Annotated in this window: 19 protein-coding genes; 9 read left to right on the top strand and 10 right to left on the bottom strand. The window is 66.7% G+C overall.

The genetic code is table 11. The annotated features are described in order from the left end of the window. Window positions 1-74: 74 nt before the first annotated feature. Genes WBB07_RS19330 through dxr form a run of 4 tightly spaced genes read right to left on the bottom strand, consistent with a single transcriptional unit; the run spans window position 75 to window position 4583 of the window. A complete protein-coding gene (locus tag WBB07_RS19330; RefSeq protein ID WP_526310006.1) occupies window positions 75-929 on the bottom strand; it encodes a GNAT family N-acetyltransferase in 855 nt (284 codons plus the stop codon). A gap of 48 nt (window positions 930-977) precedes the next feature. After that, entirely contained in the window at window positions 978-2135 is a 1158-nt protein-coding gene (gene ispG, locus WBB07_RS19335; RefSeq protein ID WP_526310007.1) for a flavodoxin-dependent (E)-4-hydroxy-3-methylbut-2-enyl-diphosphate synthase, read from the bottom strand. A 28-nt stretch (window positions 2136-2163) separates the two neighbouring features. Continuing rightward, window positions 2164-3387, bottom strand: coding sequence for a M50 family metallopeptidase (locus WBB07_RS19340; RefSeq protein WP_526310008.1), 1224 nt, complete (start codon window positions 3385-3387; stop codon window positions 2164-2166). Then, window positions 3384-4583, bottom strand: coding sequence for a 1-deoxy-D-xylulose-5-phosphate reductoisomerase (gene dxr, locus WBB07_RS19345; RefSeq protein ID WP_526310009.1), 1200 nt, complete (start codon window positions 4581-4583; stop codon window positions 3384-3386). Before dxr ends, WBB07_RS19340 begins: the two co-directional genes overlap by 4 nt. 181 nt (window positions 4584-4764) lie before the next feature. On the opposite strand from dxr, the gene WBB07_RS19350 reads away from it, so the two are divergent. The 3 genes from WBB07_RS19350 to WBB07_RS19360 all read left to right on the top strand — a co-directional run bounded on the left by WBB07_RS19350 (window position 4765) and on the right by WBB07_RS19360 (window position 7540). Then, window positions 4765-5445, top strand: a complete 681-nt coding sequence (locus WBB07_RS19350; RefSeq protein ID WP_526310010.1) for a fasciclin domain-containing protein — start codon at window positions 4765-4767, stop codon at window positions 5443-5445. Window positions 5446-5918: 473 nt separating this feature from the next. Continuing rightward, complete coding sequence (locus WBB07_RS19355; protein ID WP_526310011.1) at window positions 5919-7217, top strand: cryptochrome/photolyase family protein; 1299 nt, start codon at window positions 5919-5921, stop codon at window positions 7215-7217. 68 nt (window positions 7218-7285) lie between these two features. Then, window positions 7286-7540, top strand: coding sequence for a DUF2631 domain-containing protein (locus WBB07_RS19360; RefSeq protein WP_526310012.1), 255 nt, complete (start codon window positions 7286-7288; stop codon window positions 7538-7540). Between the two features lie 152 nt (window positions 7541-7692). Here WBB07_RS19360 and rlmN read toward each other — a convergent pair whose 3' ends face one another. From rlmN to pyrH, 4 genes are all read right to left on the bottom strand, one after another. Beyond that, entirely contained in the window at window positions 7693-8787 is a 1095-nt protein-coding gene (gene rlmN, locus WBB07_RS19365; RefSeq protein ID WP_526310013.1) for a dual-specificity RNA methyltransferase RlmN, read from the bottom strand. Window positions 8788-8836: 49 nt separating this feature from the next. Further along, on the bottom strand, window positions 8837-9694 hold the full coding sequence (locus tag WBB07_RS19370) for a phosphatidate cytidylyltransferase (RefSeq protein ID WP_526310014.1): 858 nt from the start codon (window positions 9692-9694) through the stop codon (window positions 8837-8839). Window positions 9695-9715: 21 nt separating this feature from the next. Further along, the gene (gene frr, locus WBB07_RS19375; RefSeq protein ID WP_526310051.1) at window positions 9716-10273 is read right to left on the bottom strand and encodes a ribosome recycling factor; all 558 of its coding nucleotides are present in this window, start codon (window positions 10271-10273) and stop codon (window positions 9716-9718) included. A gap of 73 nt (window positions 10274-10346) precedes the next feature. After that, window positions 10347-11054, bottom strand: a complete 708-nt coding sequence (pyrH, locus tag WBB07_RS19380) for a UMP kinase (protein ID WP_526310015.1) — start codon at window positions 11052-11054, stop codon at window positions 10347-10349. An 88-nt stretch (window positions 11055-11142) separates the two neighbouring features. On the opposite strand from pyrH, the gene WBB07_RS19385 reads away from it, so the two are divergent. The 6 genes from WBB07_RS19385 to WBB07_RS19410 all read left to right on the top strand — a co-directional run bounded on the left by WBB07_RS19385 (window position 11143) and on the right by WBB07_RS19410 (window position 16226). Then, a complete protein-coding gene (locus tag WBB07_RS19385; protein WP_526310016.1) occupies window positions 11143-11310 on the top strand; it encodes a hypothetical protein in 168 nt (55 codons plus the stop codon). An 87-nt stretch (window positions 11311-11397) separates the two neighbouring features. Then, window positions 11398-12966 (top strand): ABC transporter substrate-binding protein, encoded by a 1569-nt coding sequence (locus WBB07_RS19390; RefSeq protein WP_526310017.1) that lies wholly within the window; start codon window positions 11398-11400, stop codon window positions 12964-12966. Beyond that, complete coding sequence (locus tag WBB07_RS19395) at window positions 12939-14006, top strand: ABC transporter permease (protein WP_526310018.1); 1068 nt, start codon at window positions 12939-12941, stop codon at window positions 14004-14006. Before WBB07_RS19390 ends, WBB07_RS19395 begins: the two co-directional genes overlap by 28 nt. Next, complete coding sequence (locus WBB07_RS19400) at window positions 14003-14830, top strand: ABC transporter permease (protein WP_526310019.1); 828 nt, start codon at window positions 14003-14005, stop codon at window positions 14828-14830. The genes WBB07_RS19395 and WBB07_RS19400 overlap by 4 nt, the downstream gene beginning before the upstream one ends. Continuing rightward, a complete protein-coding gene (locus WBB07_RS19405) occupies window positions 14830-15600 on the top strand; it encodes an ATP-binding cassette domain-containing protein (protein ID WP_526310020.1) in 771 nt (256 codons plus the stop codon). Before WBB07_RS19400 ends, WBB07_RS19405 begins: the two co-directional genes overlap by 1 nt. Beyond that, window positions 15597-16226, top strand: a complete 630-nt coding sequence (locus WBB07_RS19410; RefSeq protein ID WP_526310021.1) for an ABC transporter ATP-binding protein — start codon at window positions 15597-15599, stop codon at window positions 16224-16226. Before WBB07_RS19405 ends, WBB07_RS19410 begins: the two co-directional genes overlap by 4 nt. Here the strand turns inward: WBB07_RS19410 and WBB07_RS19415 are convergent. Both WBB07_RS19415 and WBB07_RS19420 read right to left on the bottom strand, forming a co-directional pair. Continuing rightward, window positions 16214-18193, bottom strand: coding sequence for a primary-amine oxidase (locus WBB07_RS19415; protein ID WP_526310022.1), 1980 nt, complete (start codon window positions 18191-18193; stop codon window positions 16214-16216). The genes WBB07_RS19410 and WBB07_RS19415 overlap by 13 nt on opposite strands. Further along, a complete protein-coding gene (locus WBB07_RS19420) occupies window positions 18190-19695 on the bottom strand; it encodes an amino acid permease (RefSeq protein ID WP_526310023.1) in 1506 nt (501 codons plus the stop codon). Before WBB07_RS19420 ends, WBB07_RS19415 begins: the two co-directional genes overlap by 4 nt.

The raw sequence follows: 19695 nt of genomic DNA on the forward strand, positions 1-19695 counted from the left end.
CCCGGTAGGCGCACCGGTGGATCTCACCAATCTCATGAATGGGTGCCGCAGACACGGCGGTGGCCGACGAGGTGTCAGTCGAGCAGCACCGTGGCGAAGGTGCCGACCTCGGTGAAGCCCACCTTCGCATAGGCGGCGCGGGCCACCGTGTTGTAGTCGTTCACATACAGGCTGGCCACCCGTCCGCCGGCCACCACCGCCGCCGCCAGCGCCGCCGTTCCCGCCGCACCCAGCCCCTGGCCGCGGCGCTCGGGATGCACCCACACACCCTGGATCTGACCGACCGCCGGCGACTGCGAACCGACCTCGGCTTTGAACACCACCTCGCCGCACTCGAACCGCGCCCACGCCCGGCCCGCCGCGATCAACCCGGCCACCCGCCGCCGGTACCCGCGACCGCCGTCGCCGGCCCGGGGGTCCACCCCCACCTCGCCGATGAACATGTCGATGGCCGCAACAAGATAGGCGTCGAGTTCGTCGATGCGCACCCGCCGCACCTCGGGGTCGACCGGGTACGCCGGGGCCGTCGCCATCGCCAGCAGCGGCTGCTGATCCCGCACGTCACGCGCTGGGCCCCAAGCACTTTCGAGTCGTCGCCACATCGGCAACACCAGCTCGGCCCGGCCCACCAACGACGAACAGCGGCGCGCCGAACTCATCGCCTTGTCCGCGAACGCGTGCATGTCGCTCTCGGAGCCACGCAGCGGGATCAGGTTGGCGCCGGCATAACACAGCGATTCCTCGGCCCGCCGGCGAGTCCAGAGTTCACCGCCGATGGCGCTCGGGTCGATCCCGTGGTCGGCGATCCGGGCCGCCACCATGCACGAGGCGACGGGATCGTCGTCGCACACCATGCTGACCGCGGCGGCATCGCGCACCACAGACACCCGCCGTTCGTCGACCAGACGAAACAGAGGTGGAGCCGACATCAGGACTCTTTCCGCGTCAGCGGCCCCCGGATAGCCGCATACCGCCTATCAGCTTACGGTCACGACGGGTGGACCGCTCAGACTTGCGTCCTCGCCCCGCTCTTCGGCGATTCGCAGCGCCTCTTCGATCAGCGTTTCGACGATCTGTGCCTCGGGCACGGTCTTGATGACCTCGCCGCGGACAAAGATCTGCCCCTTGCCGTTTCCGGAGGCCACCCCCAGATCGGCTTCGCGGGCCTCTCCGGGTCCGTTGACCACACACCCCATCACAGCTACCCGCAGCGGGATGTTCATCCCTTCCAGGCCGGCGGTGACCTCGTTGGCCAGGGTGTAGACGTCCACCTGGGCGCGGCCACACGACGGGCACGACACGATCTCCAGACCCCGGGGCCGCAGGTTCAGCGACTCCAGGATCTGATTGCCGACCTTGATCTCCTCGACCGGCGGCGCCGACAGCGACACCCGGATGGTGTCTCCGATGCCCTTGCTCAGCAGCGCGCCGAAGGCGACGGCGGACTTGATGGTGCCCTGGAACGCCGGGCCCGCCTCGGTGACGCCGAGGTGCAACGGGTAGTCGCACTGGGCGGCGAGCTGCTCGTAGGCGGCCACCATGATCACCGGGTCGTTGTGCTTGACGCTGATCTTGATATCGCCGAAGCCGTGCTCCTCGAACAGCGAGGCCTCCCACAGCGCCGACTCGACCAGCGCCTCGGGCGTGGCCTTGCCGTACTTCTTCAGCAGCCGCGGATCCAGTGAACCGGCGTTGACACCGATCCGGATCGGGATGCCCGCGGCCCCGGCAGCCTTGGCGACTTCCTTGACCCGGCCGTCGAACTCCTTGATGTTGCCCGGGTTCACGCGCACCGCGGCGCATCCGGCGTCGATGGCGGCGAAGATGTACTTGGGCTGGAAATGGATGTCGGCGATCACCGGGATGTTCGCCTTCTTGGCGATCGTGGCCAGTGCGTCGGCGTCCTCTTGCCGGGGGCAGGCCACGCGCACGATGTCACAGCCGGACGCCGTGAGCTCGGCGATCTGCTGCAGTGTCGAGTTGATGTCGTGGGTTTTTGTGGTGCACATCGACTGCACGGCGATCGGATGATCGCTTCCGATGCCGACATCGCCCACCATCATCTGGCGCGTCTTGCGCCGCGGTGACAGTGTGGGCGCTGGGGCCGCCGGCATACCCAGGCCGATCATGGTCATCAACTCTTCCTTCTCTAAGTACGACCGACTACTGGAACAGCCTGATCGGGTTGACCAGATCTGCAGTCACGGTCAGCAGCATGTAGCCCACCACCACCACCAAGACTACGTAGGTGGCGGGCATCAGCTTGAGGTAGTTGACGGGGGCGGCGGCCACTTTGCCGCGCGCCGTGCGGAGCATGTTCCGAATCTTCTCGTACAGCGCGATCGCGATGTGGCCGCCGTCGAACGGCAGCAGCGGAACCAAGTTGACCGCGCCGAGCACAAAGTTCAGCTGGGCCAGGAAGAACCAGAAGGCCACCCAGATACCGGCGTCGACGGTGTCCCCGCCGATGATCGAGGCGCCGACCACACTGATCGGGGTCTCCGGATCGCGTTCACCGCCGCCGATGGCGTCGACCAGGGCACCGACCTTGGTGGGGATCTTTGCCAGCGCCTTGCCGAGTTCGACGGCCAGGTCGCCGGTGAAGGCGAAGGTCGCCGGAATCGCCGACAGCGGGTTGTGCTGAGTGGGCCCGAAGTGCGCCGCGGCAACGCCGATGGCACCGACGTCGATGGTCTGCTCGGCACCGTCGGTGCCGGCGGTGATCCGCTGGGTCTGGGTCACGTCGACGACGGTGTCGAAGGTCCGGCCGTCACGTTCCACCTCGAAAACGGTGGGTGCGGCAAGGGCGCGGACCGCGGTCACCATCTCGTCGAAGTTGGCGACGGGAGTGTCACCGACCTTGATGATCGTGTCGCCCGCCTGGATCCCGGCCAGCGCAGCCGGCCCCTCACCGGCGCATTCTCCCAGTTCGCCGCGAGCCACTTCCGGTGCCACACAGGCGGTCTGCCCGACGATCGCGGCGGTGGGCGGGTTCAGGTTCGGCAGACCCCAGATGACGGCGATGGCGTAGATCAGCACCAGGCCGATGGCGAAGTTCATGCCCGGTCCGGCGAACAGGACGGCGACCCGCTTCCAGGTCTTCTGCCGGTACATCGCGTAGCGGCGGTCCTCCGGCGCCAACTCCTCGACCGAGGTCATCCCGGCGATATCGCAGAACCCGCCGAGGGGGATCGCCTTGATGCCGTACTCGGTTTGACCGAGCTTGTTCGGCCGGAACGTCGACCACAAGGTCGGCCCGAAGCCGACAAAATACCGGCGCACCTTCATACCGGTGGCCCGGGCCACCCACATGTGCCCACACTCGTGCAGCGCCACCGACACCACGATGGCCAGTGCAAACAGCACGATACCCAGCGCAAACATCATTTCGTGGTGAGGACCTTCCGTGAGCTGACCCGATCGATGTGCGCACGTGCCGTTCGCTTTGCCCAGCTCTGCGCGTCGAGTATCTCGTCCACGGTAGCCGGTTGCGCGGCCCATTGACCGGCAGCGTGCACCACCTCACCGACCGTCGCCACGATCGAGGGGAAGGAAATGCGGCCGGCGAGAAAGGCCTCGGCGGCCTCTTCGTTGGCGGCGTTGAAGACCGCCGTCATGCTGCCGCCCACTGTCCCGGCGTGCCGGGCCAAGTCCACCGCCGGGAACACCGAGTTGTCGACGGGTTCGAATTCCCAGGTGGAGGCGGTGGTCCAGTCGCAGGCAGCAGCGGCCCCCGGAACCCGGGCCGGCCAGCCGAGTGCCAGCGCGATGGGCAGCTTCATGTCGGGCGGGCTGGCCTGCGCCAGCGTCGACCCGTCGCAGAAGGTGACCATCGAATGCACGATCGACTGCGGGTGGACCACCACTTCGATCCGGTCGTAGGGGACGCCGAAGAGCAGGTGGGTCTCGATGAGTTCGAGCCCCTTGTTGACCAGCGACGCCGAGTTCAGGGTGTTCATCGGCCCCATCGACCAGGTGGGATGAGCTCCGGCCTGCTCGGGGGTGACACGCTCGAGGTCCTCGGCCCGCCATCCCCGGAACGGCCCCCCGGACGCGGTGAGCACCAGGGATGCCACCTCGTCGGGGGTGCCGCCGCGCAGGCATTGCGCCAGCGCGGAATGCTCGGAGTCCACCGGCACCAGTTGGCCGGGTGCGGCGGACTTCAGCACCAACGGACCACCGGCCACCAACGACTCTTTGTTGGCCAGCGCCAATCGGGCGCCACTGTGCAGGGCGGCCAGGGTGGGGCGCAGTCCCAGCGCGCCGACGAGGGCGTTGAGCACCACGTCGACGCCGGTGGTCTCGGCGACGGATTCCACGATCTGGGTGGCAGCCTCCGGCCCGGTGAATCGCACCTGGGCACCGAGCGACTCCACCCGCTGGGCGGCCACCGGATCGGCCACGGCGATGTTGGTCACACCGGTCTGGGCGGCCTGCTGCGCCAGTAGCTCGGGGTTGCCGCCGGCGGCGGCCAGGCCCACGACTTCGAATCGATCAGGGTTGGCGGCGATGACCTCGAGCGCCTGGGTGCCGATGGAACCGGTGCTGCCGAGGATCAGAACCCGCTGGCGGTTGGTGACCACTGCACCATTGTGCCGCGCCGGTGCAAGCCGCACTCCCGGCGGTGCCGACAGCGGCAAAATATGACACAACCGTGACATAACCGCTCCGGTGCCGTCCCCGGCCCCGCCGACTCCGAATGCCTGGTGTCACTCCTCTGACGCTTCACCAGAGACGCTTCACCAGACAAAGGAGTCATGCGCCATGAAACCGGTTCACCGCAGAGTCGTCACCGCGGGCGTTGCCGCGATCGCAGTCCTGGGCCTGTCGGCCTGTTCGAATGACAGCTCGAGCACCGACACCAGCGCCGCCACCTCCGTCGAGATGACCACCATGCCATCCGCCACCTCGGTTGCGCCCACCACCAGCAGCGCGATGGCCGAAGCGGGCACCGATCTGATCGGGACCGGTTGCGCCGCCTACGCCGAGCAGGTTCCCACCGGGCCCGGTTCGGTGATGGGAATGGCACAGGATCCGGTCACGGTGGCCGCCTCGAACAACCCGATGCTGAAGACCCTGACCCAGGCGTTGTCGGGTCAGCTCAATCCGGACGTCAATCTGGTCGACACCCTCAACGGCGGCGAGTTCACCGTGTTCGCGCCCACCGATGACGCCTTCGCCAAAATCGACCCGGCCACCCTCGAGCAGCTCAAGACCGATTCCGCTCTGCTGACCTCGATCCTGACTTATCACGTGGTACCCGGACAGGCCGGCCCCGCTCAAGTGGCCGGTGAGCACGCGACCGTGCAGGGCGCACCGCTGACCGTCACCGGCGAAGGTGACGCGCTCAAGGTCAACGATGCCGGATTGGTGTGCGGCGGCGTCCGAACCGCCAACGCGACGGTCTACATGATCGACACCGTGTTGATGCCGCCGGCCAGCTGACGGCTCCCCCAGACAAGCAAGGCAGCCCGAACCCCCGACCGGGCTGCCTTGCCGTTTTTTGTTGAAGCGGAACCGACCCTCTAGATGGTGCGCACCGTCCCGCCGTCGACCACACAGGTCCGCCCCGACGATCGACGAGGCGGCATCCGGCTCTGGATCGATCCGATGTGCACCACCACCCGCCGCCGCGGCACAACACCTCGACAACCGCCGCACCCGCCCCCTGGGTGCCACCGGTCACGACCGCGCGCCGGCCTGTCATGGGCCGGGCCATCGTTCGCCTGCCCGGAAAACCAGCCAGCACAGATCGGTCTGCCACTGGGTGGAATCAGTTGTGTCCCAGTAGAAGCGGCATGCTGGACGGTCATCGCAGCATTCTGTCAGGGCGGCGGCGCCCGGGCCCGACATCCGGCGTCACGGTAAGTCTCCGGCCGGTGGTTTCCGCCGCCGCGAAATCGGGCAGCATCTCAGGCATGACACGGCTGATGTGGTTTCGGAGAGACCTGCGGCTCGACGATCTGCCGGCCCTGCTCGACGCGGCCTGCGATGGCGCCGAGGTGCTGGCCTGCTACGTCCTCGATCCACGGCTGACCGGGTCCGCGGGTTCTCGCCGGGTGCAGTTCCTCTACGACTCGCTGCGGGAGTTACGGGACGCCCTCGACGGCCGCCTGATGATCACCCGGGGCCGCCCCGAGTCACGGATCCCGGCACTGGCCAAAGCCGTCGAGGCCACCTCGGTGCATGTCTCGGCAGAATTCACCCCGTTCGGGCGGGCCCGTGACACGGCCGTGGCGGATGCTCTGGGAGACATCCCGCTCGAAGCATCCGGCTCGGCATACCTGGTGAGCCCCGGCCGGGTCACCAAGGACGACGGCAGCCCCTACAAGGTGTTCACGCCCTACTTCCGCCGGTGGAAAGACCACGGCTGGCGGGCCCCGGCCAGGACCGGCGCCGACTCGGCCCGCTGGGTCGACCCCGCCGAGGTCGCCGGCGCCAACCTCGACATCCCCGACCCGGGCACCGAGTTGCCGTACGCGGCCGGCGAGAAAGCCGCCCTCCGCCGGTGGCGGCAATTTGTCGATCAGCACCTCGACGACTACGCCGACGACCGCGACCGGCCCGACCTGGACACCACCAGCAGGATGTCGGCCTACCTGCATTTCGGCAACATCCACCCGCGAACCCTGGCCGCCGATCTGGGCAGCAACGCCGCAGGCCCGGCGGCCTATCTGCGGGAGCTGGCGTTCCGCGATTTCTACGCCTCCGTCCTGGCGGAGTGGCCGCGCAGCGCCTGGTGGAACTTCAACAAGGATTTCGACGCCATCCAGGTCGACGACAACTCGGCCGCCGAGCACAGCTTCGCCGTGTGGAAGGAGGGCCGCACCGGCTTCCCGATCGTCGACGCCGGGATGCGGCAGCTGCGCGAGACCGGCTTCATGCACAACCGGGTACGCATGATCACCGCCTCGTTCCTGGTCAAAGACCTGCACCTGCCATGGCAGTGGGGCGCGCGGTGGTTCTTGGACCAACTGCTCGACGGCGATATCGCCAGCAACCAGCACGGTTGGCAATGGGCGGCCGGGTCGGGCACCGACGCCGCACCCTATTTCCGGGTGTTCAACCCCGACACCCAGGGCAAGAAATTCGACCCCGACGGCACCTACGTCCGGCGCTGGGTTCCCGAACACGGAACCGCCGACTATCCGGCGCCGATGGTCGACCACGGCACCGAGCGGGCCGAGGCGCTGCGCCGTTACAACGCGGTGCGCTGAGCGGGCTGGCAGGCGTATGCCAGAATGGCGGCAGGATTTCCGGCCCGATCGTCATAAGGAGCTCAGCAGTGGTCAGCACCGAGGTAGAGCGCTACAACGATGTCGACCCCGCCGATGTGCCTTCCGCGCAGTGGGGCTGGAGCAAGATCAACCACCGCACCTGGCACATCTGGGGCTTCCTCGGAATCGTCTTCCTGCTGCTCATGATGCACGGCAACCACCAGGGCCATGTCGAGGACTACTTCCTCATCGGCTTTGCCGTCGCCGGCCTGTTCTTCCTGGTCCGCGACATGTGGGGCCGCCGCCGCGGCTGGCTGCGGTAAGTCCCGGCGCTCCTAGCGCTCGCGGCGGCACTATCGGCGCGGCACTCTTGGCGGCGGCACTCTCGGCGACACTGAAGCAACGCCGCCGAGCTTGAAACCAGGGCGGGATTTCACACCACAACCCGCCACAGACTCAAGCTCGATCAGCTAGCTCAGGACCCCTCGGCCGCCAGCTGTCCGCACGCGGCGGCAATCTCCCGGCCGCGCGTATCCCGCACCGTGCAAGACACGCCTTTGGCCCGCACCCGTCGCACGAACTCCCGCTCCACCGGCTTCGGGCTCGCATCCCACTCACTGCCCGGCGTCGGATTCAGCGGAATCAGGTTCACATGCACCAGCGGCCCGAAAACGGCGTGCAGCTTCTTGCCCAACAGGTCGGCCCGCCAGGGCTGATCGTTGACGTCGCGGATCAGGGCGTACTCCACCGAGACCCGGCGGCCGCTGCTGTCCGCGTAATACCGCGCGGCATCCAGCACTTCATCGATGTTCCAGCGGTTGTTGACCGGCACCAGGGTGTCGCGCAGCTCATCGTCAGGGGTGTGCAGCGACAACGCCAGCGTCACCCCCAGCTTCTCGTCGGCGAGCTTCCGGATGGCCGGTGCCAGCCCGACCGTCGACACCGTGACCGAGCGGGCCGAGATCCCGAACCCGTGCGGCGCCGGTTCGATGATGCGGCGCACTGTCGTCAGCACCCGGTTGTAGTTGGCCAGCGGCTCCCCCATGCCCATGAACACGACATTGGACAGTCGGCCGCCGAATTCGTCGCGCACCGCAGCGCCCGCGGCCCGGACCTGCTCGATGATCTCCCCGGCCGACAGGTTGCGCATCAGCCCACCCTGACCGGTGGCGCAGAATGGGCAAGCCATGCCGCAGCCGGCCTGCGACGAGATACACACGGTGTTGCGGTCCGGGTAGCGCATCAGCACCGACTCGAACGTGGTGCCGTCGACGGCCCGCCACAGCGTCTTGCGGGTCTCCCCGGCATCGCACTGGATCTGCTTGGCGACGGTCAGCAACTGGGGGAACAGCGCCTCGGCGATCTGGGAGCGCACTCCGGCGGGCAGGTCGGTCATCTGTTCCGGATCGGCGATGAGCCGACCGAAGTACTGCGATGCCAACTGTTTGGCGCGGAACGCCGGTAACCCCAGTTCAGCGACCGCGGCACTGCGGGCCGTCTCATCGAGATCGGCAAAATGGCGCGGGGGTAGGGCCCGTCGCGGCGCCTCGAACACCAACTCTTGCTTCATAGCGGTGTCCAGTATCCGCTAATAGCGCTCCGAACCCGAATTGACGGGTCTAGGCGAGGATGGCGAGCACGATCCAGGTGGCCACCGCCGACGGCAGGATCGAGTCGACGCGGTCCATGATGCCGCCGTGGCCGGGAAGCAATGAGCTCATGTCCTTGATGCCGAGATCGCGCTTGACCTGCGATTCCACCAGGTCTCCGAGGGTTCCGGTGATCACCAGGAAGATGCCCAGCGGGATGCCCACCCAGGCGGGCTGCTCGAGCAGGAACACCACCGCAAGGACCGCGGCCGCCGTCCCGAAGACCAGCGAGCCGGCGAAGCCTTCCCACGACTTCTTCGGGCTGATGGCCGGCACCATGGGGTGTTTCCCGAACAGCACCCCGGCGGTGTAGCCACCGATATCGGAGAACACCACCGCCAACAGCATGCAGAGCACCCGGGCCCAGCCGTCGTCGGGATAGATCAGCAGCACACCGAACGCACCGAACAGCGGGATCCACGCGGCCAGGAAGACCGTCACGGACACGTCCCGCAGATAGTTCGACGGGGCGGCTTTGAGGCCGTGTGCCAGCAGTCGCCAGATGAGGCAGACCAGCACCGTGCCGCCGAACCCGCCGAGCGCGCCGGCAGCGCCGAAGGGCCAGGTCAGCCAGATCATGGCCTGGCCGCCGGCCAGCAACGGCACGATCGGGATGACAAACCCGCCGTCACGCAGGCGGGCAACAACTTCGTGGGTGGCGACGGCCATCGCAACCGCGACGACACCTATCCACACATACGGTGCGAACAGCAGGATCGCGATGAGGCCGAAACCCAGAAATGAGCCGACCGCAATTGCCGCGGGCAAGTTGCGCCCTGCGCGAGAGGTCTTGGGCGCCGGCTCGCTGCCAGTGTCGGTATTCGCCACGGGGGTGCTCACTGGAAGCCGTCAGACTTCCAGCAACTCACCTTCCTTGTGCTTCACCAGATCGTCGATCTGGCTGATGTACTGCTGGGTGGTCTTGTCGATTTCCTTCTCGGCACGGGTGACGTCATCTTCGCCCGCTTCGCCGTCCTTCTTGATGCGGCCGAGCTCTTCCATCGTCTTACGACGGATGTTGCGGACGGACACCTTGGCGTCCTCGCCTTTGCCCTTGGCCTGCTTCACCAGCTCGCGGCGGCGCTCCTCGGTGAGCTGCGGAATGGCGATGCGGATGACGGCACCGTCGTTGCCGGGGTTGACTCCGAGGTCGGAGTTACGGATCGCGTCCTCGATGTGCTTCAACTGCGACGCCTCGTAGGGCTTGATGACCACCAGGCGCGGTTCGGGCACGTTGATGCTCGACAGCTGGGTGATGGGTGTCATCGATCCGTAGTAGTCGATGTTGATACGAGAGAACATGCCCGGATTGGCGCGTCCGGTCCGGATCGCTGCCAAATCGTCGCGGGCCACGGCCACGGCCTTGTCCATCTTCTCTTCGGCATCGAAGAGTGCCTCGTCGATCACGGTCATTCTCTCCCGTCGTTCACGCTCGCCCCGGGGCGTGGTGTCACTGCATCGCTTGCCCTTGACGGTTACGTCAAGTGGTGACCAGTGTCCCGATCTTCTCACCTGCGACGGCCCTGGCGATATTTCCATCGGTCAGCAGATTGAAAACAAGGATCGGCATGCCATTGTCCATGCACAAACTGAACGCGGTGGCATCGGCCACCTTGAGGCCGCGGTCGATCACCTCTCGGTGGGTGACGGCGGTCAGCAGTTCGGCTTCGGGATTGGTCCGCGGGTCGTCGGTGTACACGCCGTCGACCGCCTTGGCCATCAAGACCACATCGGCACCGATCTCCAGGGCCCGCTGTGCGGCGGTGGTGTCGGTGGAGAAGTAGGGCAGCCCCATCCCGGCACCGAAGATCACCACCCGGCCCTTCTCCAGGTGCCGCCGGGCCCGCAGCGGAAGGTACGGCTCGGCGACCTGCCCCATGGTGATCGCGGTCTGTACCCGGGTGTCGATACCTTCCTTCTGCAGGAAGTCTTGCAGCGCAAGACTGTTCATCACGGTGCCGAGCATGCCCATGTAATCCGAACGGGTGCGTTCCATACCGCGCTGCTGTAACTGCGCGCCGCGGAAGAAGTTGCCGCCGCCGATGACCACGGCCATCTGCACACCGTCGCGGACGACCTCGGCGATCTGACGCGCGACCAGGGCGACGACATCGGGATCGAGCCCGACCTGCCCGCCGCCGAACATCTCGCCACCGAGCTTGAGCAGCACCCGAGAGTAGCCAGTCATCAGCCTCCCCCATCAGTTTTTCAGCGTGTTCCGGGCATACGAGTGCCATCCGGGCATTACCCAGGACGGCCGGAACCTATCCTGCCTCATGACTTCGGCGCGGAGTCAGCACGGGGCGATAGTCGTGGAATGCCGCGCCGAAATCGGCGCCACGCTTCCGATGCGCATCGGCACCGAATCCGGCGGCCGGGTGTCCGACGCACCTCCGGCATCACGCTTTCGGCGATTCCAGCAGGTCGTCGGGGCGATCCGCTAGTACTCTTCATCTGATCAGATGAACAGATGAGCGGAGTGGGTGCCGATGACCTGGCAGATGAGAGTGCGCACACACCTTGGCCTCACCATGACGATCGCCACATCGATCGCCGTGGCCGGCTGCTCTCAACCGTCGTCGGCGCCGGGATCGCCGGATCAGATCGTGCTCGCCGAAGCTGCGGAACTCGGCGGGTACAACCCGCTGGCCGGTTACGGAGAACTCGGGGTGTCGCCGCTCTACGAGGGGCTGTTGCGCCCGCAGGCGGAGTCCGATGCCGCCATCCCCGATCTGGTGCCCGCCTTGGCCGCCACGGTGCCCGAACGACTCGCTCCGCAGCGGTGGCACCTGACATTGCGCGAAGGTGTCACCTTCTCCGACGGCAGTGCCTTCGACTCGGCCGACGTGGTGGCAACCTACGCCGCGTTGACAAACCCCACCGTCGCATCCGACATCGCCACCAACATCGGCCCCATCACCGCCGTGACCGCCGACGGCCCCCTGGCGGTGATCGTTGATGTCGACACCGAAGCCGATCCCTCGCCGTACCTGTTGGTCGGCATCGTCCCGTCGGAAAAGGTCGAAGACGCACCAGCAGCCGACTGGGCGCTCAACACCGCACCGGTGGGCACCGGCCCCTACCAGTTGGACAGCCTGCGTCCCGATCAGGCAGTCCTGGTGGCACGCGACGACTACTGGGGAGTGCAACCCCAGGTGACGCGGGTGGTCTACACCCACACTCCGGACGACAACACCCGGGCGCAGCGGATCGCCACCGGCGAGGTCGACGGAGCCAACCTGCCACCCAAGCTCATCGATTCGGTACGCAGCGACACCGAAGGTGATGTGGTCACCACCGTGGCCGTCAAATCCGCCGACTGGCGCGGCGTGTCCTTCCCGGCCGGAATCCCGTTCACCGCGGACCCGCAGGCCCGGCTGGCCATGAACCTCGGCGTCGACCGCAACGCCATGATCCGTGACGTGCTGGACGGGCACGGCCGACCCGCGGACACCCCGATCGGTGAGGTCTACGGCGATGCCCACAACCCCGACGCCACCTTCGTCTTCGACCTGACCGAGGCAGGCACCGTGCTCGACCGCGCGGGCTGGCGACCGGGCCCGGACGGGATCCGCACCAAAGACGGCGCCACCGCCGAATTCGAACTCCTCTACAACGCCTCCGACACGCTGCGCCGCGACCTCGCCGTGGCCTTCGCCGCGGCGATGAAACCGCTTGGCATCCAGGTGAATCCCCGCGGCAGCAGCTGGGACGAGATCGACACCCGCTTCGAGACCTCTGCCGTGCTGCTCGGCGGCGGCTCGACGCCCTACAGCATCGACTCGCAAGTGTTCGACACCCTGCACACCAGGCTGCCCGACTCCTCGCCGTACGCCAACCCGGGCAACTTCACCGCCCCCGGACTCGATCAGCTACTCGAGCAAGCGCGCCAATCCGCCTCCGGCCCTGGCAAAGACGCCCTCTACCGGGACATCCAGACCAGCTACGTCGCGCAGCCGTCGAATGTGTTCCTGGCGTTCCTCGATCACACCTACGCCTACCGCGATCTGGGCTGGAAACAATCGGCGCCCATCCTGGAACCGCATGCACACGGTGTCGCATGGGGCCCGTGGTGGCATCTGAGCACGTGGACACGCTGAAAACCCCGGCGCCCGGCGGTGTGACCGCTGCCGATCCGGCACCGGCACCGGTCAACTGGCGCCGCAACCGCAGCCGCCCGGCTGCCAGGTTGCTCGTGATCCGTTCTGCCATCGCGATTCCGGTCACCATCGGGGTGTCCTTCGGCGTGTTCTTCATCGCCTCGCTGTCCCCGCTCGACCCGCTGGCGGCCTATCTGGGCAGCAACTATCAGTTCGCCACGGAATCCCAGCGGGCCGCCATGCGCGTCGCCTACGACCTGGACCAGCCGTGGTGGCAGGCGTGGTGGCAGTGGATCACGGCGGCGGCACAGGGCGATCTCGGCTGGTCCTCGACGCAGTCCCTGCCGGTCACCACCGTGCTGGCTGAACGCTTGCCGTTCACCCTGGCACTGTCGGGTACCGCGCTGGCGCTCAGCGCTCTGATCGCGCTGGCCCTCGGCTGCCTGGCCGGCATGCGCGGCGGCGTGTTCGACCGACTGTGCGCCGTGTTCGCGGTGACGTTCGCCTCGATGCCACCGTTTGTGGTGTCGCTGGCCTTGGTGACGGTCTTTGCGGTCGGCTTGCGCTGGCTGCCCACCTCCGGCGCCCGGCCGCCCGGCGGCGAGTATTCGGTCAGCGGGCTGGCGACGTATTCGATACTGCCGCTGATCGCCCTGGTCGTCTCGCAGATCCCCTGGCTGTTGTTGACCACCCGGACCGCGGTGCGCGAGGCCTGTTCGTCCGACGCGGTGCGGGGGGCCCGCGCCCGGGGAATTCACGGCTGGCCGCTGCTGCGTGGACACATCGCCCCCGTCTCGGTGCTGCCGACGCTGGCCCTGCTGGGAACCCGGCTGCCCGAACTCATCGCCGGCGCCGCGATCGTCGAGACCGTGTTCGGCTGGCCGGGGGTGGCCGCGACCCTGGTGGATTCGGCTGCCGCGTTGGACTTTCCGCTGCTGGCAGCGTTGACGGTGGGTGCTGCTGCGGCGGTGCTGCTCGGCTCGGCGCTGTCCGACGCCGCCGCCGTTGCGCTGGACCCGAGGATCGGACTCCGCGCATGAGCACTCCCCCGCTTCTGCGGCCGGCCATCTCTGCGTGGCCGTGGTACGCGCTGGCGGTCATCGTTGTCGCCGCGGTGGGAATTCCGTTGGCCGCGGGTGAGCAAACCGCCGATTTCGGCCGGGCGCTGCAACCCCCGAGCCCCGCGCACCTGGTCGGCACCGACCACTCCGGCTACGACCTTCTTGTCAGATCCGCACAGGGACTGCAGATCTCACTGCTCATCGCGGCTGTATGCGCAGTGATCGCCACCATCTTGGGATCGTTGATCGGGATGGGATCGGCGCTGGCCGGCGGTTGGATCGACGCCACCGTCATGCGAGTCGTCGACGGTGTGAACGCGCTGCCACACCTTGTTGTCGGGATCGTCATCGCCGCGATGTGGCGGGGCGAGCCGCTGGCCATCATCACTTCGATCGCGCTCACGCACTGGCCGGCCGTCGCACGGGTGGTGCGCGCCGAGCTTCTGGCCGTCACCGATGCCGGCTGGGTGCAGACTTCGCGGTTGGCCGGCGCCTCCCGGTGGTTCATCGCCCGCCATCATCTGGTGCCGGCGATGGCCGGGCAAGCGGTGGTCGCCATGGTCATGCTGCTGCCGCACGCGGTGTGGCACGAGTCGACGCTGTCCTTTCTGGGTGTGGGGTTGTCCCCGGACCGGGCCAGCCTGGGAACCCTACTGGGGCAAGCTCGCGGCGATATCCTTTCCGGCGCCTGGTGGACGCTGGTGGTGCCCGCCGCTGCCCTGACCGTCGCCGCCCTGGTGTTCGCAGCGGCCGCATCGGCGTTGCGGCGCCGCAGCGAGCCGCCCAGCGGGCGGGTCTGGTGATGACCCGACCAGCCGCCCAGTTGACCGGTTTCACGGTCGACATCGCCACGCGCCGCGGCCGCCGTTCCCCTGTCGTGCGCGCCCTCCACGACGTTGACCTCACCGTCCACCCCGGGTCGGTCACCGCGCTCATCGGCGAATCGGGCTGCGGTAAATCGCTTGTCGCCGCGGCACTGTGCGGGCTGCTGCCACCGGGGTCCCGTACCGAGGGCCGGCTTGTCATCGACGGCGACGACTTCTCCGGAGCCGATGAACGGCAGTGGCGTTCGGTGCGCGGCTCCCACATCGGCCTGGTTCCGCAGTCGGCGGCGACGTCGTTCACCCCGGTGCACACCATCGGCGCCCAACTGAACCAGGTGTGTCGGCAGCTGAACTCCGACCGCAGCGCCGCCGAACTCCTCACCGCGGCCCACCTTGCGGTGGAGACCGGCTCACTGTATCCCCACGAAATCTCCGGCGGGATGGCCCAGCGTGCGGCCATCGCGGCGGCAATGGCCGGGCGTCCGGAGCTGTTGGTGGCAGACGAGCCGACATCGGCGCTCGACCCGGGTCACGCCGCCGCGGTCTGGGAGTTGCTCGCCGAGGTGGCCGGCACCGGCACCGGGGTGCTGGTGATCACCCACGATCTCGACTCACTCATGGAATCGCAGGTGTGCCGCGAGATCGCGCTGATGCGAGAGGGTTCGGTGATCTGTCAAGAACCGGCGGTCGCCATGACCGACAGCACCGACGGCTATGTCCGGTCGTTCTTCACCGGAGCGCTGTCGTGACCGCGCACCGACTGGAGGCCACGGGTATCACCATCGGTTTCGGTGCCCGTCCCGTCCTGCACGATATCGGCCTGACCGCCGGCAGCGGTGAGACCATCGGGGTCACCGGGCCGTCGGGATGTGGCAAGACCACGCTGCTGCGGGTGCTGGCCGGATTGCAGATCCCGGACGGCGGTACCGTGCGTTACGACGGAAATGACAGGTGTGCACCGGGTTTCCTCGGCATGCTGGCGCAGCACCCGCGGCTGGTGTGCAATCCCCGCTGGACGCTGCGTGCCGTCATCGGCGAGCCCGCCCGGATCCGGGGAGCCGGCGCCGACCTCGATGCGGTGATCGACCGGGTGGGACTGGACCAGGCATTGCTGGATCGCTACCCGGCGCAGGTCAGCGACGGCCAGTTGCAGCGCGCCTGCCTCGCCCGGTCCCTGATGGGCATGCCCCGATTCCTGCTGTGTGATGAGCCGACCGCGATGCTGGACCCCATCGCGGCCGGCGCCGTCGTCGAACTCCTGAAGCAGGTGGCTGCCGAGTCCACCGGAATCGTTCTGGTGAGCCACAATCCGAAAGTGGTCAGCGCATTGGCCGACACGGTTGTCGACCTCGGCAGCCAGGCTCAGCCGCTGTGATGACACGCCGCAGGCGGTGACGGCGGGATGTCCAGTGCCGGGTTGCCGTCGAAGAACCCGACCGGTTTGAGATGGAAGCCGGCGTAGGCACACGGCATCACCGGCCAGTCCTCGGGCCGGACCACGTGATGGGCGCCCACGGTATACCAGAGCACCACATCGGTGTCTTCCAACGGTGCATCATCAGCGATGAACTGCGGCAGACCCTGCGCATCCGCCGACTGGTACATGTAGTCACCGGCAGCAAACCTCTCCGCGGAATCGAACTTCGTCACCCAGAGGTTGTGCTGAACGAACCGGGCCCGGTCATAGATGTAGGACCCCTCCTGGACCATCACCGGCACCACCTCCCGGGGAGTCAGCTTGTAGGACACCGGGTTACCGAGCTCGTTGAGTTTCGAGGGGTTGCTCACCTTCCAGTAGCGGCCGGTGGCCCAGTTCCAGTCACGCGCCCCTTCAGCTTCGGAGCCCACCAGCGTGTCCTGGGTGATCCAGGCGTTTCGATGCGGGTTGAGCTCCGGATCCGGCTCCGGAATCGAATCCACCTCGTACACCGAGTTTCCCGGGCCGTCGATGTTCATGTCGAGCCGGAAGTTGAAGAAGTGTTGGTGATTGGGCCCGTACATACCGGGAGCCACCATCTTGCCCCACCGGGGCGTTTCACCCTCCGCTACCGCCCCGGTGGTCAGCACACCGGACAGTTTGACCTCGACCTCGATGGACGCATCGTTGTAGAAGTACCAGAAGAACCCGTACTCGTAGTTGCCGACCGTGCAGATCATCGAGATCACCAACCGGCGCGACCGCCGCACTTCGACCTCCTCGGTGCGGAAATCGGTGTGCTTCCAGGAGATCCCATAGTCCTCCTCGTGCATGCAGATGGCGTTCGGGATCGTCACGGCAGTACCGCTGGAGTCGTTGACCGTGCCGTCGAAGTAGAAGATCTCGCCCAGACAGTCACAGCCGAGCGTCAGCGGGTTCGCCGAGAATCCCATGCCGACTTCGCCCATGTCGAAGACGTTCTTGTTCCAGTGGGTGGCTGAACTGTCGCCGTAGGGCACCACCATCTCCGACAGCGATCCCCGGTACATGATCGGGCGGGTCTGGCCCCGATCGGTGTAGGTGACCTCGTGGATGGTCAACCCTTCACGCGGATTGAATCCGATCCGCATCGACCATTTCTGCCAGCTCACCTGCCACCCGTCGACGGTGAAGCTCGGGCCATCCGGCTGGGTGATCTCGATGGGCTTGACGCCGTCCCGGAACTGCGTGAACGCCGGGCGGTTGTCGGGGTCGAACATGAATGCCGAAGAATAGTTGCCCGCCTTCGGCGGTAACGGAACCACCCCGTGATCCTCGATGTCGATGACGGCCATGGCATCGAGGTCGAAGGTGACGATCAGACCTTCGACCGGCCGGGCGTAGCCATGCTCGGAAGGAGCGGCCCGGATGAAGGTCAATGGGCGGCAGATCAGTGCCGAATTGTCGTAATGGTCTTGGGCACCGTAGTAACCCGCCGGCCACGGGTCGATCATCGCCAGGCTGAAATCGGTGACACCACGTTTGCGGATCGCCTCCTGCCAGCGCGGATCTTCCCGGACCTTCTCCTCTACCCCGGTCATGTGCTCGACCAGGTAGGACGGGAATCGTCCGGGAATCGACTTCCACCCGTCGACGGTGCCTGCCACGACGTCGACCACCGCTTCGTACACCATCTTGGCCGCCGTGTCGTACATCGTGACAAAGGCCTGCCGCGGCACCACCGCGGCCGAGTCGAAGGTGAGCTCCGGCGTCTTGTCAGGCTCGGCGAGCTGGATCATCACGAACCTCAAAGTGGCAGTGCCGTACTCGGACTCCGAGACGATCCGGGCCGCCGACTCGATCTCCGCACCCGACAGCGGATCCAGAGGGTAGCGGGCGCCATCATCGGAGCCGGGTGTTCTCAGTACGGTGCTTTCCATCGTCATTTGGTGGTCCCTTCCTGATCCTTGAGATCGAATACTGCGAGATGCGCCAGGGAGTCCTCCTGCGACATCCGGCGGGCCGAGCGCCTACCGAAGACGTAGACCGTCAGGCCCAGCGCGAACATGCCCAGGCTGATACCGCCGACCCACGTCATCCACGTCGCCGTGGGCACGTCGATCCACGGCGTGACAAACGAGTAGTAGATGCCACCGACGGTGCCGATCGAACCGACGACAACCACCGTCCACACCCCGGCCATACCGCCCGGGATACGCCAGAACTGTTCGTTGGCATAGCGATCCGCGTACTTCTTGCGGGCGACGATCAGCGGGATCAGGAAGAAGAACCCGGACAGCAGCCAAACCGTGGACAGACCGCCCTGCAGATAGATGGTGACGTTGGCCATGCTGCTCTGGGAGTAGAGCCCAACCAGGATCAGTGAGGAGATGACGCCCTGGATCAGCACGGCTGTCACCGGGTTTCGGGTCCGCGGGTTGAGATGGGTGAAGATGCGGGGCAGGTGTCGTTCCAGGCCGGAGACGAAGATCAGCCGCGAGTAGGCGACTTGGTAGGTCATCAACGCGATGATGACGATGAATGCCAACACCACCGCACAGATCTCCATCAGGCCGGGAAAACCGGCAACTCCCAACATGCCGATCACCCCGGTCACCGGATCGATCTGGTCGCGGGGCAGCGCCATCATGGTGCCCAGCGTCGTCAGCAGGTAGATGGCGACCAGTGCCGTCGATCCCCAGAGGATCATTTTCGGTCCGCTCTTGCGGACCGACAAGAACTCCGCGCCCATGTTGTAGGGCGTCTCCACTCCCAGCAGGTACAGCAGCACGGTGCCGTAGAGGAAACCTGCGACCGCGAAGTTCGGGATGGTGGCCTCCGCCCAGCTGAACGGGGTGGCGGAGCCGTTCTCGACGGCAAACAGCAGGCCGCTGATGAAGATCGTCAGTGTCAGGATTCCGTAGGCGACAAAGACGACGTTCATGATCCGTTGATTGGCTGCAAGTTTGGCCAATGCCAGCCCGATCACCGTCCACAGGATCACCAACTGCAAGATGATGCTGGTCATCAACCCCAGCTCCGCGTGGAACGCCAACAGTAGGAACTGCAGCACCACCGCGGGCGAGGACGCGGCGTTGAGGATGACCGGCACCCAGGACAGGTAGCCGCCGATGAATCCCCAGGTCTCCCCCATCGTCCGGGTGGCCCAGATGTACACGCCGCCCTGACCCGGCCATAGGTTGCCGAGCTCCACGACGGCCATCCCGGCGGGAACCAGGAATGTCAGGATTCCCAAGACCCACATCGGGATTGCGGTCCAACCTCCGCCCGCCATCACCGAGGAGCCGGTGATCCAGCAGATGATGAACACATATGCGGCCGTGAGGCCGAACGTGGTCATCACCTTGGGTAGGATCTGCTCGGGAACCAGCTCGGTGGTCATGAGTGTGTCGCGCCCGGCGGGCGGCGCAGCCTCAGCGTGTGTCAT

Source organism: Mycobacterium sp. (assembly GCF_049647605.1).
In the GTDB taxonomy this organism is placed as follows: Bacteria; Actinomycetota; Actinomycetes; order Mycobacteriales; family Mycobacteriaceae; genus Mycobacterium.